Raw genomic sequence first — 16,501 nt, 5'->3', positions numbered from 1 at the left:
GGCCGTGTCCCCGCACACGACGGACCGACACCGGTTGCCCCCGGCCGCGCTAAACGTATTGTTCGACCGATCCCCACAACAGCGGCCATTCGGCCGAACCGAACGCTCGGTGTGTTACCAATTGCCTGCTGTTAACGAACTACAGCACGAAGGCGTCTGACCACGGCTGTGCGCTCCGCCCGGACAGCGCGTCCAGCAACGACGCGGCCTGACTGTCGGTGAGCGACGCGACGAAATCGATCACCGCGCGTCCCCTGGCCAGTTCCCGGATTCCGGCCTCGCCGTGCGGCAACTCGCCCACCGCACCGACCAAAGTGGACATATCAGTCGCGGCGAGCCCGCTGTACTCCAGTTCGGCCAGACCGACCAGATCCTGCAACCGGCGCGGCAGCCGGTCGGACTCGAACCGGTCGGTCAGCCACTGTTCCAGCGCGCGCACCAGCGACGTGAGCAGCCGGGCCTGACCACGTTGGTGCAGCGCGAGATCCGGGCGAAGCAGGACGAACCGCCGGTGCACGAACTTGAGCACCTGCACCTCGTGCCACTGCGCGGACCCCAGCAGCACATGGCCGGCGCGGTTGGGCGGGTCGAGCACCACGCTCATGCCGTCGATCAGCCGGGCGGTCCAGCCGGCGGAGAACCGGCCGATCGCCTGCTCGGCCTCGACCGAGCCGTCGAACTGGGTGGTGAGCATGTTGTCCACCAACTCCGCGCGCACCCGCCGCACGGCCGCCACGAACGCGTCGTCGTTGACGATCCACGAGTCGCGCAGGTGCAGCCGCCTGCGCAGGATCTCCAACGAGTACCCCGGCCGGCGCGAACGCGCGGTCAGCACCGCGTCGCCGAGCTCGGCCAGCTCCAGCGCCGCGCCCATCCAGCGGTCCAGCTCGGCGGCCACCGGGGCGTGCTGCAGGACGCCGATGCGGTGGAAGTCCTCCAGGTCGTGGATGGCGTAGGCGATGTCGTCGGCGATGTCCATCACCGAGGCCTCGACGGTCTGCTGCCAGGGCGCGATCCGGGCGGCGAAGGGGCCCCTGGCGTGCGCGAAGTCGTCCAGTTCGGTGACGTAGACGGAGAACTTGCTCGACCCGGTGCCCTGCTCGGCCGCCGGCTCGGAGGCGCCGCGCGGCGGGTCCTGCAGGTGGCGCGGATGTGGGTCGGGATGGGTCAGCCGGGTCCACGGGTACTTGAGCATCGCCGCGCGCACCGCGGCGGTGAGGTCGAGGCCGGTGGCGCTCGGGCCGCCGGTGTCGGTGGTGGTGACGATCCGGACGCTCTGCGCGTTGCCCTCGAACCCGTCCGGCAGCCCGAACCGGTGACGGGCGAGCCGGTCGAGCACCTGCTCGCCGAGGTGGCCGAACGGCGGGTGCCCGAGGTCGTGGGCGAGGCCGGCGGCCTCGACCACGTCCGGGTCGCAGCCGCCGAGCGTGGCCAGCTCGGGCGCCAGCCGGGGATCGGCGCTCAGCCGCTCGGCGATGGCGCGGCCCACCTGGGCGACCTTGAGGCTGTGGGTGAGCCGGTTGTGCAGCAGGCCGGACCCGCTGACGCTGACGACCTGGGTGACGCCACCTAGGCGGGCGAAGAACGGCGAGGCGACGATCCGGTCGCGGTCGGCCCGGAACGGGCTGGCGGCCAGGTCGCCGGCACTGGTCCCGTACCGCCTGGCCGCGCGCTGTTCGGCGAGATCACCCACGGAGCCAACTCTAGGCTGCGGGCATGATCGACGTACTGGTCGGGGGCGCGGGTCCCGCCGGGTTGGCGGTGGCCTCGGCGTGCGCCCGGCTGGGGTTGCGCACCGAGCTGGTCGCGCCCCGGCCGAGCGCCCCCTGGCCGGCGATCTACGGCATGTGGGCCGACGAGGTGTCGGTGCTGCCGGCGGGAGCGCGGTACGCCACGGCCCGGGCAAGGGTGCACGCCGGCGGTGAGCGCTGGCTGCCCCGGGAGTACGCGGTGCTGGACAACGAGAGCGTGCGCGCCGGGCTGGTCCACCCGGAGGTCGCGGTGCACACCGGCCGGCTGGCCGACCGGATCGGCGACGCGGCGGTGGTGATCGACGCGACCGGCGCCCATCGGCCGGGCGATGGGCGGCGGCGCGCCGAGCAGACCGCCTACGGGGTGGTCGTGGCCGCCGAGGTGGCCGCGCCCCTGCTCGGGCCGGGTGCGGCGGTCTTCATGGACTGGCGCCAGCCCGCGCCCGGCCCGGCGACCTTTCTCTACGCGATCCCGCTGCCCGACGGCCGGGTCCTGCTGGAGGAGACCTCGCTCGCGGCCCGGCCAGGGCTCGGGATGGCCGAGCTGCGCGCCCGGCTGCGCGCCCGGCTCGCCCGCCACGGCATCGACCCCGGCGACGCACCCGTGGACCGGGTGCGACTCCCACTCGCACGCCCGGCTCCGCGCCCGCACGTGATCCCCTTCGGCGCCGCGGCCGGGTTGGTGCACCCGGCGACCGGCTACAGCGTGGCGGACTCGCTGCGGCTCGCGCCCGCCGTCGCCTCGGCCGTCGCCTCTGGCCTCCAGCTGGCGGGGGCGGCGGGGGCCAGGCGGGCGGTGCCGCGGGTGCTGTGGTCGCCTGCCGCGCGGGCGGTGTACCGGTTGCGCCGGGCCGGGCTGGGCACGCTGCTCGCGCTCCCGCCCGACCGCACGGCCGAGTTCTTCGCGCTGTTCTTCGCGCTGCCGGCACACCAGCAGCGGGCCTTCCTCAGCGAACGCGAGCAGCTCGCCGGCACGGTCGCGGCCATGGCCACCATGTTCGGCCGGGCGAGCCCGGCGGTGCGCCGCGCGATGGTCCTGCACCGCTGACCACCCGACTAGAATCCCGGCAATGCGGCGCTACTCCCCTGGCCAGGTGGCCGAACAGACCGGCTTCACCATCGACACGCTCCGCTACTACGAACGCGTCGGCCTGCTCGACGACATCGAGCGTGACTCCGGCGGCCGGCGGGTGTTCACCGAGGACGACCTCAACTGGCTGCGCATCCTGCGGTGCCTGCGGGAGACCGGCATGCCGATCGCCCGCATGGTCCGCTTCGCCGAGCTCGCCCGCGGCGGCGACGAGACCATCGCCGAGCGGCTCCAGGTGCTCGAGGAGCACGACGAGGACATCAACCGGAAGATCGAGCTGTTGCGCGCGGAGCAGGACCACATCCGCGTCAAGATCGAGAACTACCGGCGGGCCATGGTCGAGACGGTTCCCGGCTAGTTCCTCGCGGGAAGGTGGGCGGCATGACGGCACCGGACTCGCCGGCGGACGGCAGACCCGACGGCGAACCTGATGGCGAACGGACCGGGGAACAGACCGTGGAAACCGGCCTGGAAACCGGCGACCAGACGGTCTCGCTCGCCGCCGAGACGGCGGCCACCGGCCCGACGGTGGCCGGCTGGCGGCTGGACGACATGCTCCAGGCGCCGCCGCCCGCGATGCCCGTGCCGCCGGCGCCCCCGCCGCAGCCGCGCCGCCCCGCCTACTACGTCTGGGTGACCGTGGCGGTGATGCTGACGGTGGGCCTGATCGCCGGCCTGGCGGTCCGCGCCGTGAACCCGCCGCTGACCCGGGTCAGCGGCACCCCGGCCGCGCCGAACATCCCGCGGCTGCCGCCGCCGACCGACTCGACGCCACCCGGCGCGCCGACCACCACGACCGCGGCCCCGCCCGCCGGACCGTACGCCGAGCTGGCCGCGCATCCGCTCTCCTCGTCGGCGGCCACGATGCCCGACCAGACCTGCGCGCTGCCAACGTTCGACCGGGCCGACACCGAACAGGTCGGCTTCTACCAGGCGGCGAAGGTGTGCGCGGACGCCGCGTTCGGCGCGCTGCTGACGGCCGCCGAACTGCCGGCGCCGACCGTCGAGGTCCAGACAGTCCACAGTGGACCAACGGAAACCCCTTGCGGCGCGGTGGAACCGGCCGCGCCGGCGACCCAGTGTGCGGGGACCGTCTACATGACACCCGCGTACCTGCGCGACGTCGAGGGCAACGACCGCTACCCGGGACGGTACTTCGGCGTGTTCCTGCGGGAGTACGCGCGCGCGGTGCTGGAGACCGGCGGACTCGGGCCGCTGTACGCGGAGATCACCGACGTGGCGGACCGCGACCTGCGGATCGCCCGCCAGGCGACCTGTCTCGCCGGCATCGCGGCCGGCGCGATGACCGGTCGCGGCGCGGTGGATGCCAACATCACCGACGAGATCCGCGCCCGGCTGTCCGAACTGGACGCTCCGCCGGACGCGGCGGCCTGGCTGGACAAGGGGTTCAACTCTCGCCAGCTGTCGGCCTGCGACTCCTGGAGCTAGAGGGTGAAGCCGAGCGCCCGCAGCTGCTCGCGGCCGTCGTCGGTGATCTTCTCCGGACCCCACGGCGGCATCCAGACCCAGTTGATCCGGAAGTCGTCCACCAGGCCACCACCCGGGCCCGCGGTCAGCGCGGACCTGGTCTGGTCCTCGATCACGTCGGTCAGCGGGCAGGCCGCCGACGTCAGCGTCATGTCGATGGTGGCCGTGTTGTCCTCCTCGACCCGGATGTCGTAGACCAGACCGAGGTCGACCACGTTGATGCCCAACTCGGGGTCGACCACGTCCCGCATGGCCTCCTCCAGGTCGTCGACCGCCGCCACGTCCGCCCGTGGCGCGGGCGGCTCCGGCAGCGACTCCACGCCCCGCTCCGCGCTTTCGGTAGTGCTCTCGGTGCTCATGACTCCCCCTCGCAGGCTCCGGCGAGCCGCTCGCGGTCGCCCTGTGACATTGATTCGCTCGCAAGCTCGCTCATGTCGAGACTCCTTCAACTCGGGACACCGCGTCCTTGAACGCCATCCAGCCAAGCAGCGCGCACTTCACCCGCGCCGGGTACTTGGCGACGCCGGCGAAGGCCACGCCGTCCTCCAGCACGTCCTCGTCCGGCTCGACCTGGCCGCGACCCTGCACCATCTCCAGGAAGGCGTCCATCGTGGACATCGCGTCCTCGACCGTACGGCCGGTGACCAGATCGGTCAGCACCGACGTGGACGCCTGGCTGATCGAGCAGCCCTGGCCCTCGTAGGACACGTCACCGATCTTCGACCCGACGACCGCGACCCGCAACGTCACCTCGTCCCCACAGGTCGGGTTGACCTGGAAGGACTCCGCGTCGAACGGCTCACGCAGTCCCCGGCCATGGGGGTTCTTGTAGTGGTCCAGGATGATCTCCTGGTACATGGACTCCATGTTCATCCGAAGACCTTCTTCACCTGCGCCAGTCCCGTCACCAGCGCGTCCACCTCGGCGCGCGTGTTGTACAGGTAGAACGACGCCCGCGTGGTCGCCGGAATTCCGAAGCGCACCACCGCCGGCCGCGCGCAGTGGTGCCCGACACGCACCGCGATGCCCTGCTCGTCGAGGATCTGGCCGACATCGTGCGGATGGATACCGGCCAGCGAGAACGACACCTCGGCCACCCGGTCCAGCGCGGTGTTCGGGCCGATCACCGTCAGGCCGTCGACCTCGGCGAACCGGTCGATGACGTAGGCGGTCAGCTCGTGCTCGTGCGCGGCGATGGCCGACATGCCGACCGAGGTCAGGTAGTCGATGGCCGCGCCGAGCCCGACGGCCTCGGCGATCGGCGGTGTGCCGGCCTCGAACTTGTGCGGCGCCGCGGCGAACGTCGAGCGCTCCATCGTGACCAGCTCGATCATCTCGCCGCCACCGAGGAACGGCGGCAGCTCGGCCAGCAGCGCCGCCCGGCCCCACAGCACGCCGATCCCGGTCGGGCCGAGCATCTTGTGCCCGGTGATCGCGACGAAGTCCGCGCCGAGCGCGGCCACGTCCAGCGGCAGGTGCGGCGCCGACTGCGACGCGTCGACGAGCACCAGCGCGCCCACCTCGCGTGCCCGCCGGATCACCACGTCGACCGGGTTGATCGTGCCGAGCAGGTTGGACACGTGCGTCAGCGAGACGATCTTCGTCCGCTCGGTGACCACTGAGTCCAGAGTGGACAGATCGAGCCGGCCCTCGTCGGTGATCGGCAGCCACTTGACCGTCGCACCAGTGCGCTCCGCGAGCTGGTGCCAGGGAACGATGTTGGAGTGGTGCTCCATCTCGGTGATGACGATCTCGTCGCCGGCACCGACCCGGTGGTCGGGACCGGCGTCGCCGAGCACCCTGGCGACCAGGTTGATCGCCTCCGAGGTGTTCTTGGTGAAGATCACCTCGTCCCGGCTCGGCGCGTTGACGAACGCCGCCATCTTGTCCCGCGCGCCCTCGTACAGCGCGGTGGCCTCCTCGGCCAGCGTGTGGATGCCGCGATGGACGTTGGCGTTGTGCTGCTCGTAGTAGGAGACGAGCGCGTCGATCACCTGGCGCGGCTTCTGCGATGTCGCCGCGTTGTCCAGGTACACCAACGGTTTGTCGCCGTGCACCAGCCGGGACAGGATCGGGAAGTCCTTGCGGATCGTCTCGACGTCCAAGGGTGCGGCTGTGGTGGTCACCTCGGGAACCTCGTTTCCAGAGCGCGGATCAGCCGATCGCGGCCGGCTCCTGCTTTCCGGTGAACCGGACATAACCGTGCTCCTCGAGCTGGTCGGCGAGCTCGGAACCACCCGACTCGACGATCCTGCCGCCGGCGAACACGTGCACGAAGTCCGGGGTGATGTGCCGCAGGATCCTGGTGTAGTGGGTGATCAGCATGATGCCGACCTCGCCACCGGCCCGGACCCGGTTGATGCCGTCGCTCACCACGCGCAGCGCGTCGACGTCCAGCCCGGAGTCGGTCTCGTCCAGGATCGCGATCTTCGGCGAGAGCAGCGCCAGCTGCAGGATCTCGTGGCGCTTCTTCTCCCCGCCGGAGAAGCCCTCGTTCACCGAGCGCTCGGCGAAGGCCGGGTCGATGTCCAGGTCGGCCATGGCCTCCTTGACCTCCTTGACCCAGTGCCGCAGCTTGGGCGCCTCGCCGCGGACCGCGGTGGCCGCGGTGCGCAGGAAGTTCGACATCGACACCCCCGGCACCTCCACCGGGTACTGCATCGCGAGGAACAGCCCGGCGCGCGCCCGCTCGTCGACGGTCATCGCGAGCACGTCCTCGCCGTCGAGCAGCACCTCACCGGAGGTCACCGTGTACTTCGGGTGACCGGCGACCGCGTAGGACAGCGTGGACTTGCCGGACCCGTTCGGGCCCATGATGGCGTGCGTCTCGCCCGCCCTGATGGTCAGGTCGACCCCCGACAGGATCTCCTTGGACGTCTCGTCGGTGGCGACCGAGACGTGCAGACCCTTGATCTCCAGCGTGGCCATGTCGTGCGTTTCTCCTAGCTCAGTTCGTCAAGCTCAGTTCGTGGTGGTGGTGATGTCCACATGGACCTCACCGTCGCGGATCTCGACCGGGAACACGTCGACCGGCTCGGTGGCCGGCAGCGAGGACGGCGCGCCGGTGCGCAGGTCGAAGCACGACCCGTGCAGCCAGCACTCGATGCCCTTGCGGGTCACCTCGCCCTCCGACAGCGCGAGCGTCGCGTGCGAGCACTCGTCGCGCAGCGCGTGCACCGTCTGCCCTTGGCGGACCAGGACGACCGGCTCACCGTCGACCTCGACGCCGAACGGCTTCCCGTCGTCCAGATCGGACAGCGCACACGCGCGGATCATGCGCCGACCGCCTCGAGCTCCGCCTCGATGGCCGCCTCCAGCCGCTCCCGGATCTCCGGCACACCGATCTTCATCAGCAGCTCGTGGAAGAAGCCGCGCACCACCAACCGGCGCGCCACCCCCTCCGGGATACCGCGGGCCTGCAGGTAGAACAGCTGCTCGTCGTCGAACCGGCCGGTGGCGCTGGCGTGGCCGGCGCCGGCGATCTCGCCGGTCTCGATCTCCAGGTTGGGCACCGAGTCGGCGCGCGCGCCCTCGGTGAGCACCAGGTTGCGGTTCAGCTCGAAGGTCTCGGTGCCCTCCGCGGCGGCCCGGATCAGCACGTCGCCGATCCACACCGTGCGCGCGCCGTCGCCCTGCAGCGCGCCCTTGTAGGTGACGTTGGACTTGCAGTTGGGCTGGGCGTGGTCGGCGAAGGTACGCAGCTCGATGTGCTGGCCGGCGTCGGCGAAGTACAGGCCGTTGAGCTCCGCGTCGCCACCCGGCGCGGCGTAGACCACGGTCGGGCTGACCCGCACCAGGTCGCCGCCGAGCGAGATCAGGTGGTGCCTGAGCGTGGCGTCCCGGCCGAGCCGGGCGTGGTGCGCCGAGACCTGCACCGCGTCGTCGGCCCAGTCGTGCACGCTGACCACGGTGAGCTTCGCGCCGTCGCCGACGACGATCTCCACGTTGTCCGCGACAGTGCCGCTGCCCCGGTGGTCGAGCACGACCACGGCCTCGGCGAACTGCTCGGCGCGCACCTGGAGGTGGCCGTAGGCGACCTTGTCCTGGCCGGGGCCGGTGACCGACACCGTGGTGACGCCGGCCCGCACCTCCTTGGGCACGGTGACGATGGTGGCGGTGGTGAACGACGAGTAGGCCTGCGCGGCGACCCGGTCGCCCGGGGTGCCGGCGGTGCCAAGGCGCGCGTCGTCACGACCGACGGTCTCGACGGTCACGTCCGGACCGTCGACCTCGACGGTCAGCTCGGCCGGGGTTCCCGCGGTGCCGTCATGCAGGCCGCGAAGGCGCTTCATCGGCGTGAAGCGCCAGATCTCCTCGCGCCCGCCAGGGACCTCGAACGCCTCGACATCGAAGGAGACGAAGTGCTCGGCCCTGGACGCCTTGGGAACCACCGCGCCGTGTGAGTGCGGTGTCTGTGCGACGGACGTCATTTAGCCGACGGCCCCTTCCATCTGCAGCTCGATGAGCCGGTTCAGTTCAAGCGCGTACTCCATCGGCAGCTCGCGCGCGATCGGCTCGACGAAGCCGCGTACGACCATCGCCATCGCCTCGTCCTCGGTCAGGCCGCGGGCCATCAGGTAGAACAGCTGGTCCTCGCTGACCTTGGACACCGTCGCCTCGTGGCCCATCGACACGTCGTCGGTGCGGATGTCCACGTACGGGTAGGTGTCGCTGCGGCTGATCTGGTCGACCAGCAGCGCGTCACACTTCACCGTCGACTTCGAGTGGTGCGCGCGCTTGGCGACCTTCACCAGGCCTCGGTAGGAGGTCCGGCCGCCACCGCGGGCCACCGACTTGGACACGATCGTCGAGGACGTGTGCGGCGCGAGGTGCTCCATCTTGGCGCCCGCGTCCTGGTGCTGGCCCTCGCCGGCGAACGCGATCGAGAGCACCTCACCCTTGGCGTGCTCGCCCATCAGGAACACCGACGGGTACTTCATGGTGACCTTGGAGCCGATGTTGCCGTCGATCCACTCCATGGTCGCGCCCTCTTCGGCCTTGGCGCGCTTGGTGACCAGGTTGTAGACGTTGTTCGACCAGTTCTGGATGGTCGTGTAGCGGCAGCGGCCGCCCTTCTTCACGATGATCTCGACGACCGCGGAGTGCAGCGAGTCCGACGAGTAGATCGGCGCGGTGCAGCCCTCGACGTAGTGCACGTAGGCGCCCTCGTCGACGATGATCAGCGTCCGCTCGAACTGGCCCATGTTCTCGGTGTTGATCCGGAAGTAGGCCTGCAGCGGGATCTCGACGTGCACGCCCTTCGGCACGTAGATGAACGAGCCACCCGACCAGACCGCGCCGTTGAGCGCGGAGAACTTGTTGTCCCCGTGCGGGATGACCGAGCCGTAGTACTCCTCGAACAGCTCCGGGTGCTCACGCAGCGCGGTGTCCGTGTCGAGGAAGATCACGCCCTGCTTCTCGAGCTCCTCGTTGATCTTGTGATAGACCACCTCGGACTCGTACTGGGCGGCGACGCCGCTCACCAGCCGGGCCTTCTCGGCCTCCGGGATGCCGAGCTTGTCGTAGGTGTTCTTGATGTCCTCCGGCAGGTCCTCCCAGCTCTGGGCCTGCTTCTCGGTGGACCGCACGAAGTACTTGATCGTGTCGAAGTCGATGCCGGACAGGTCGGCGCCCCAGTTGGGCATCGGCTTGCGGTCGAACAGCTGCAGACCCTTGAGGCGGGACTCGAGCATCCACTCCGGCTCGTCCTTCTTGCTGGAGATGTCCCTGACGACGGCCTCGGACAGGCCGCGCTGGGCGCTCGAACCGGCGACGTCGGAGTCCGCCCAGCCGAACTGGTACTTGCCCATCGAGGCAAGCGTCTCCTCCTGCGTCAGCGGCGGTGAGCCCGCGCGCTCCGGGGCGGTGGTCATGAAGGCGTCCCTTCGGTCGTGGTGGGAGCGGTCGGAGGTGCCTGGTCAGCGGGTTCGGTTCCGCTGAGTGGCACGTGGGTGGTGCACGCGGCGTCGCCGCGCGCGATGGTCGACAGGCGCTGGACGTGGGTGCCGAGCAGGTCGGCGAACATCGCCGTCTCGACCTCACACAACTGGGGGAACTCGGCGGCGACGTGGGCGACCGGACAGTGGTGCTGACACAGCTGCTCCCCTGTCCCGACCCGCCGCGTCGACGCAGCGTATCCCTCCCTGGTGAGCGCGGTCGCGAGGGCCTTGGCCCGCTCGGCCGGCCCGTCCCGATCGGTGATCGACGCCCGGTGCCGGTCGACCATGGAGGCCACCCGCCGCTTGGCGAACTCCCGGACAGCCTGCTCGCCCCCGCCCTCGGCGACGAACCTGATCGCCGCGATGGCGAGGTCGTCGTAGGCGTGGCCGAACCCGGCCCGTCCGGTCTCGGTGAGTAACCACAGCTTGGCTGGTCGTCCTCGGCCCCGCTGCCCGCGCCGGGGCGCGTCGCGGAACTCGGCCTCACCGGTGGCGACCAGCGTGTCGAGGTGCCGGCGGACGGCCGCCGGGCTCAGCCCGAGGGTCTCGGCGACCGCGGCCGCCGTGATCGGGCCCTCCTCCAGCAGCAACCGCGCCACACCATGTCTGGTGCGGCCCTCGGCCAGCTGCTCGTATTTCACAACACCAGTGTGTCTTATTTCCTTGGGCAGGGCAAAGACGCTCCAGTGTGAGGTGAGCGGAGTCACCACCGATCCTCATCGCTACGCTCCCCAACGTGGTGGTGGGAGACACGGTGGGTACAGGCGTGGACAGGCGTTCCACCGGGGCTCTTGACGGCCGTGAGCGGCGCCAGCTGGACGTGATCCGGCGGTTCGGCACGGTCGGCGCGCTGCTGTTGGCCGTCGGCTCCCTCGGCGCCGGCGCGGCGCCGGTGCTCAACCCGGTGTGGCGGATCCCGGTGTTCGGCATCTTCAGCCGGATGACCACGGTGTCGCTGACGATCGCGTTCATCGGCGTGTTCATGGTCGTGCTCGCCTGGCTCGGGCTCGGCCGGCTCGCGCTGCCCGGCCGCGACCGGATGGTTTCGCTGCCGCAGATGGCGCGCACGCTGCTGATGTGGACCGCGCCGCTGGTGTTCACCGTGCCGATGTTCTCCAAGGACGTCTACAGCTACCTGGCGCAGAGTGAGATCGCCGCCCGCGGCCTCGACCCGTACACCGTCGGGCCCGCGCAGGGCCTCGGCCTGGACGACCCGCTGACCGACGGCGTGCCGACGATGTGGCGGGACACGCCATCGCCGTACGGACCGCTGTTCATCGTGGTCGGCCGGGCGATCAACTGGGCCACCGGCGACCACGTGGTGCTCGGCGTTGCGCTGCACCGGGTGCTCGCGCTGGTGGGCTTCGCGATGATCGTGTGGGCGCTGCCCCGGCTGGCCAGGCGCTTCGGCATCAACCCGGTCAGCGCGCTGTGGCTGGGCGCGGCCAACCCGCTGGTCCTGTTCCACCTGGTGATCGGCATCCACAACGAGGCGCTGGCGATCGGGCTGATGCTCGTTGGCATCGAGCTGGCGCTGCGCCGGATGCCGCGTGTCCGGCCCAGCGGGCCGTTCCCGCCCTGGCAGCCTGGCGAGCTGCTCTGGTACGGCATCGGCGCCACGGTGATCACGCTCGGCGCCGCGGTGAAGATCCCGGCGGCGCTGGCGCTTGGCTTCCTCGGGGTGATGATCGCCAGACGGCTCGGCGGGCGGTGGAAGCACCTGTTCGCCACCGCCGGCGCGCTGATGGTGATCTTTCTCGCGGTGCTGGCGATCACCTCGCTCGGCAGCGGCCTTGGCTTCGGCTGGACCATGACGCTGAACACGGCCAACGCCATCAAGTCGTGGATGGCGCCGATGACCGCGCTCGGCTTCGGCGCGGGTGGCCTCGGCATCATGCTCGGCCTCGGCAACCACATCGACGCCGCGATCACCGTCAGCCGGATGGTCGGCACGCTGCTCGGCCCGTTGCTGGCGGCCAAGCTGCTGCTGGACAGCTTCCGCTGGCGGCTGCGGCCGATGATCGGGTTGGGCGCGGCGCTGGGCGCGGTGCTGGTGTTCGGCGCGACCGTGCAGCCCTGGTACCTGCTGTGGGCCGCGCTGCCGCTGGCGGTCGCCGCCGGCAACATCCGGTTCCGCACGATGGCGACGGTGATCAGCGCCGGGTTCGCGGTCGCGCTGCCGCCGACGGGCAGCACCTTCGACGGCCGCACCTACCAACTCCCCTACGCCTACGTCGGCGCGGTGCTCGTCGTCGTGGTGGCGTTGGTGTTGGTGCGCCGGCACATCCCGGCCTCCCCCCGGTTGCGGAGAACGCCGGCACCCGATCGGGGTCCTGATGCCGCCGACCAGCCCGCCAGCCGCACGTCATAGCCTTACCGTCGTGAGCGCACGCACGTCCGTCCCCGCCGTGGACGTCTCGGGACTGGTCAAGCGTTTCGGCGCGACCCCAGCGGTGGACGGCCTGGACCTGCGGCTGGACCAGGGCGCGGTACTGGCGCTGCTCGGCCCCAACGGCGCCGGCAAGACGACCACGGTGGAGATCTGCGCCGGCTTCCAACGGCGCGACGCGGGCGCGGTCAGCGTCCTGGGCCTCGACCCGGCGGTGCACGGCGAGCGCCTGCGACCCCGCGTCGGCATGATGCCCCAGGGCGGCGGCGCCTACCCCGGGGTGCGCGCGGCGGAGATGCTGGCGCTGGTGGCCGCGTGTGCGGCCAACCCGCTCTCCCCGGCGTGGCTGATCGACGTGCTCGGCCTGAGCTCGGTCGCCCGCACGCCGTTCAAGCGGCTCTCCGGCGGCCAGCAGCAGCGGCTGTCGCTGGCCTGCGCGCTGGTCGGCCGCCCGGAGCTGGTGTTCCTCGACGAGCCGACGGCCGGGCTCGACCCGCAGGCCCGCAGGCTGGTGTGGGAGCTGGTGGCCGCGTTGCGCGCGGACGGCGTGAGCGTCCTGCTGACCACCCACATCATGGAGGAGGCCGAGGAACTGGCCAGCCACGTCGTGATCATCGACCACGGCCGGGTCGTGGCCCAGGGCAGCCCACGCCAACTGACCGCCGAGGCCGAGGGCGCGGCCCAGCTGCGCTTCCGCGCCCGTCCCGGGATGGACACCAGCGAGCTGTGCGCCGCGCTGCCAGACGACTGCCGGATCAACGAGCAGCCGCCCGGCGCGTACCTGCTGTCCGGGCGGATCGACCCGCAGGTCGTCTCCGCGGTGACCGCGTGGTGTGCCCAACAGGGCGTGCTGGCCGAGGAACTGCACGTCGGCCGCCGCAGCCTGGAGGACGTCTTCCTCGAACTCACCGGCCGGGAACTGCGATGAGTCAGTTCCCTGCGGGCACCTTCACCCCGGCCCCCGGTCGCGGCCGGATCGGCCGGATGCTGGCCACCCACGCGCGCACCGAGGCGATGCTGACCCTGCGCAACAGCGAGCAGATCCTGTTGACGCTGTTGATCCCCCTCGCGCTGCTGGCCGGGCTGACGCTGCTGGAGATCTTCGCCCTGCCCGAGCCGAGGATCGACTCGGTGACACCGAGGATCCTCGCGCTCGCGGTGATGTCCTCGGCGTTCACCGGCCAGGCCATCGCGCTGGGCTTCGACCGCCGCTACGGCGTGGTCAAGCGCCTGGCGGCGACCGCGCTGCCGCGCTGGCTGCTGCTGGCCGGCCGGACCAGCGCCGCCATGGTGGTGGTGGCGGTGCAGCTGGTGGTCATCGGCGTGGTGGCCGCGGTGCTCGGGTGGTCGCCGTCGGTCGCGGGCATCGGCTGGGCGATCCTGCTGGTGGTGCTCGGCACGCTGTCCTTCGGCGCGCTCGGCGTGCTGCTCGGCGGCGCGCTGAAGGCCGAGGTCGTGCTGGCGCTGGCGAACCTGGTCTGGTTCGTCCTGCTGCTGGCCGGCGGCGTGGTCATCCCGGCCACCTCGATGCCCGGCCCGCTCGCCGACATCGTGCCGTTCCTGCCATCGGGCGCGCTGGCCGAGGGCATGCACACCGCGTTGGTGGACGGCGCGGTCCCCGGCTGGTCGGTGTTCGGCACGCTCGTCGGCTGGGGCGCGGTCGCCGCGTTGCTCGCCACCCGCACCACCAAGCTCTCCTAGCGCACAGCGGCAGATCCGGGGGCCACTGACCTGTGCCGTTGTGGTCCGGTTGGGGAAACCGCCCTGAATGCCTCATTCGGGACGATGAGCGTCGCCAATGCCTCATTCAGGGCATGGGGCGTGTTCCTGGCCCTCCGGGACTGCTTGGCTGGGCCTTCCATACGATCGTGCGGTGTTGCTCGCACCGTTGAAGGCCCGGATCGACCGGCTGCCCGCGCCCAGTTACCGCCTCCAGGTCGGCGTCGCGATCTCGGTGGTCGTCACCCAGGCCCTGATCGCCATGACCGGCGCCATCGTCCGGGTGACCGGGTCCGGCCTTGGCTGCCCGACCTGGCCACAGTGCTTCCCGGGCAGCATGGTGCCCGTCGACCATCCCGAGTTCGCCGCGCTCAACCAGTGGATCGAGTACGGCAACCGGCTGTTCACCACGGTCGTCGGGCTGATCGCGGCGGTCGCGTTCCTGCTGGCCTACCGGCACCAGCCGCGCGACAAGCGGTACCTGCGCCTGGCCGCGGCCATGCCGATCGGGGTCGTGGTGCAGGCCGGCATCGGCGGGGCCACCGTGCTGCTGGACCTGCTCTGGTGGTCGGTCGCGGTGCACCTGCTCGCCTCCACCGTGATGGTCTGGCTCGCGACCCTGCTGGTGCACGCGGTGCCCAGGGACGACCGGCCGCGTGGGCAGGGCTCGAAGCTGCTCTACGTGCCGACCGGGCTGCTCGTCGGCGTGCTGTTCACCGGCACCATGGTCACCGGCGCCGGGCCGCACGGCGGCGACCCGGACACCCCCCGGCTCGACCTGCCGGTGGAGACCCTGGCCCACGTGCACGCCGCGATGCTCTACACCTTCCTCGGCTCCCTGGTGCTCATCGGCGTGTGGTTGCGTGGCACGACCAACCCCCCGTGGCGGCGTTACCGGACGCTGCTCGCCGTGGTGGTGGCGCAGGGCTCGATCGGGCTCGTGCAGTTCTGGACCGGGGTCCCGGAACTGCTCGTCTCGCTGCACGTGCTTGGCGCGATGTGCGTGGTCGTGGCCACCGCTTCGCTGTGGTGCGGCGTCCGGACCACCACGCCGTCAGTGGCGAAGGAGCCGTTGAGCACCTAACGTGGGGACTGAACCTACGGCTACGTAACCGTAGGTACGTTGACAGGCCGGCGTCCCGGCCGAGTTACGAGGTCTCCGAACCATCACATCGACACTCTCGCCAAGACGCGAAAAGCCGCCAGGACCCAAACCGCTGATCGGCCGTCGCCGCACGCTGCCGGAGACCTTCCTCGTCAAGCTGTTCATCCTCGTCCCGTTCGTCGCGCTCATCGCCGCCGTCCCGCTGTCCTGGGGCTGGGGCCTCGGCTGGACCGAGATCGGCATCGCCGCCGGGTTCTACCTGGTGTCCGCGCTCGGCGTGACCGTCGGCTACCACCGCTACTTCACCCACGGCGCCTTCAAGGCCAACCGGCCGCTGCGGATCGCGCTGGCCGTGGCGGGTGGGCTGGCCGCCCAGGGCTCGGTCATCGCCTGGGTCGCCGACCACCGCCGCCACCACGCCTTCTCCGACCGGGAGGGCGACCCGCACTCGCCGTGGCGCTACGGCACCAGCGCCCGCGCGCTGGCCAAGGGCTTCTGGCACGCGCACATGGGCTGGCTGTTCGAGCGCGACATCACCAACGCCGAACGGTTCGCCCCCGACCTGCTCGCCGACCGCGACATCCGCATGGTCGACCGGCTGTTCCTGCCGATCACGCTGGCCAGTCTGCTGCTGCCCGCGCTGCTCGGCGGCCTGATCACGATGTCCTGGGGCGGCGCGGTCGCCGCGTTCTTCTGGGCCGGGCTGGTGCGCATCGCGTTCCTGCACCACATCACCTGGTCGGTCAACTCGATCTGCCACATGGTCGGCTCCCGGCCGTTCGTCAGCCGGGACAAGGCCGCGAACTTCTGGCCGCTGGCCCTGCTGTCCATGGGCGAGTCGTGGCACAACTCCCACCACGCCGACCCGACCGGCGCCCGGCACGGGGTCCTGCGTGGTCAGCTCGACATCTCCGCGCGCGTCATCTGGATCCTGGAGAAGTTCGGCTGGGCGACCGACGTCCGCTGGCCGAAACCGGAGCGGCTGGCGGCCAAGCGGACCCGCTAGGGTCCGGGGAGGTT

17 protein-coding genes are annotated in these 16,501 nt (G+C 71.1%); 8 read left to right on the top strand and 9 right to left on the bottom strand.

Going from position 1 to position 16,501, the window contains the following annotated elements:
* Positions 1-139: 139 nt before the first annotated feature.
* On the bottom strand, positions 140-1,693 hold the full coding sequence (locus tag ACYVIP_RS14720) for a deoxyguanosinetriphosphate triphosphohydrolase family protein (RefSeq protein ID WP_460396328.1): 1,554 nt from the start codon (positions 1,691-1,693) through the stop codon (positions 140-142).
* A 23-nt stretch (positions 1,694-1,716) separates the two neighbouring features.
* Between ACYVIP_RS14720 and ACYVIP_RS14715 the strand changes: the two genes are divergently transcribed.
* Genes ACYVIP_RS14715 through ACYVIP_RS14705 form a run of 3 tightly spaced genes read left to right on the top strand, consistent with a single transcriptional unit; the run spans position 1,717 to position 4,290 of the window.
* Positions 1,717-2,799, top strand: a complete 1,083-nt coding sequence (locus tag ACYVIP_RS14715) for a lycopene cyclase family protein (RefSeq protein ID WP_460396326.1) — start codon at positions 1,717-1,719, stop codon at positions 2,797-2,799.
* A 22-nt stretch (positions 2,800-2,821) separates the two neighbouring features.
* Positions 2,822-3,199 (top strand): MerR family transcriptional regulator, encoded by a 378-nt coding sequence (locus ACYVIP_RS14710; RefSeq protein WP_460396324.1) that lies wholly within the window; start codon positions 2,822-2,824, stop codon positions 3,197-3,199.
* 23 nt (positions 3,200-3,222) lie between these two features.
* The gene (locus ACYVIP_RS14705; RefSeq protein WP_460396322.1) at positions 3,223-4,290 is read left to right on the top strand and encodes a hypothetical protein; all 1,068 of its coding nucleotides are present in this window, start codon (positions 3,223-3,225) and stop codon (positions 4,288-4,290) included.
* Here the strand turns inward: ACYVIP_RS14705 and ACYVIP_RS14700 are convergent.
* From ACYVIP_RS14700 to ACYVIP_RS14665, 8 genes are all read right to left on the bottom strand, one after another.
* A complete protein-coding gene (locus ACYVIP_RS14700; RefSeq protein WP_460396320.1) occupies positions 4,287-4,688 on the bottom strand; it encodes a metal-sulfur cluster assembly factor in 402 nt (133 codons plus the stop codon). The genes ACYVIP_RS14705 and ACYVIP_RS14700 overlap by 4 nt on opposite strands.
* Before the next feature lie 70 nt (positions 4,689-4,758).
* Positions 4,759-5,202, bottom strand: coding sequence for a Fe-S cluster assembly sulfur transfer protein SufU (sufU, locus tag ACYVIP_RS14695; RefSeq protein ID WP_460396318.1), 444 nt, complete (start codon positions 5,200-5,202; stop codon positions 4,759-4,761).
* The gene (locus ACYVIP_RS14690; protein WP_460396316.1) at positions 5,199-6,455 is read right to left on the bottom strand and encodes a cysteine desulfurase; all 1,257 of its coding nucleotides are present in this window, start codon (positions 6,453-6,455) and stop codon (positions 5,199-5,201) included. Before ACYVIP_RS14690 ends, sufU begins: the two co-directional genes overlap by 4 nt.
* 28 nt (positions 6,456-6,483) lie before the next feature.
* A complete protein-coding gene (gene sufC / locus ACYVIP_RS14685) occupies positions 6,484-7,257 on the bottom strand; it encodes a Fe-S cluster assembly ATPase SufC (RefSeq protein WP_460396314.1) in 774 nt (257 codons plus the stop codon).
* A 33-nt stretch (positions 7,258-7,290) separates the two neighbouring features.
* A complete protein-coding gene (locus tag ACYVIP_RS14680; RefSeq protein WP_460396312.1) occupies positions 7,291-7,605 on the bottom strand; it encodes a non-heme iron oxygenase ferredoxin subunit in 315 nt (104 codons plus the stop codon).
* Positions 7,602-8,759, bottom strand: coding sequence for a Fe-S cluster assembly protein SufD (sufD, locus tag ACYVIP_RS14675; RefSeq protein WP_460396310.1), 1,158 nt, complete (start codon positions 8,757-8,759; stop codon positions 7,602-7,604). The genes ACYVIP_RS14680 and sufD overlap by 4 nt, the downstream gene beginning before the upstream one ends.
* A complete protein-coding gene (gene sufB / locus ACYVIP_RS14670; protein WP_460396308.1) occupies positions 8,760-10,202 on the bottom strand; it encodes a Fe-S cluster assembly protein SufB in 1,443 nt (480 codons plus the stop codon).
* The gene (locus ACYVIP_RS14665; RefSeq protein WP_460396306.1) at positions 10,199-10,909 is read right to left on the bottom strand and encodes a helix-turn-helix transcriptional regulator; all 711 of its coding nucleotides are present in this window, start codon (positions 10,907-10,909) and stop codon (positions 10,199-10,201) included. Before ACYVIP_RS14665 ends, sufB begins: the two co-directional genes overlap by 4 nt.
* Before the next feature lie 125 nt (positions 10,910-11,034).
* On the opposite strand from ACYVIP_RS14665, the gene mptB reads away from it, so the two are divergent.
* From mptB to ACYVIP_RS14640, 5 genes are all read left to right on the top strand, one after another.
* Positions 11,035-12,639, top strand: a complete 1,605-nt coding sequence (gene mptB, locus ACYVIP_RS14660; RefSeq protein WP_460396304.1) for a polyprenol phosphomannose-dependent alpha 1,6 mannosyltransferase MptB — start codon at positions 11,035-11,037, stop codon at positions 12,637-12,639.
* A 10-nt stretch (positions 12,640-12,649) separates the two neighbouring features.
* Positions 12,650-13,585, top strand: a complete 936-nt coding sequence (locus tag ACYVIP_RS14655) for an ABC transporter ATP-binding protein (RefSeq protein ID WP_460396302.1) — start codon at positions 12,650-12,652, stop codon at positions 13,583-13,585.
* Positions 13,582-14,358, top strand: coding sequence for an ABC transporter permease (locus ACYVIP_RS14650; protein WP_460396300.1), 777 nt, complete (start codon positions 13,582-13,584; stop codon positions 14,356-14,358). The genes ACYVIP_RS14655 and ACYVIP_RS14650 overlap by 4 nt, the downstream gene beginning before the upstream one ends.
* A 172-nt stretch (positions 14,359-14,530) precedes the next feature.
* Positions 14,531-15,460 carry a COX15/CtaA family protein gene (locus ACYVIP_RS14645; RefSeq protein ID WP_460396298.1) on the top strand — a complete coding sequence of 310 codons (930 nt, stop codon included), beginning with the start codon at positions 14,531-14,533 and terminating at the stop codon, positions 15,458-15,460.
* A gap of 82 nt (positions 15,461-15,542) precedes the next feature.
* A complete protein-coding gene (locus ACYVIP_RS14640; protein WP_460396400.1) occupies positions 15,543-16,487 on the top strand; it encodes an acyl-CoA desaturase in 945 nt (314 codons plus the stop codon).
* Positions 16,488-16,501: the final 14 nt, after the last annotated feature.

It is taken from the genome of Actinophytocola sediminis, from assembly GCF_054779715.1.
This window is presented reverse-complemented; position numbering and strand designations above follow the sequence as displayed.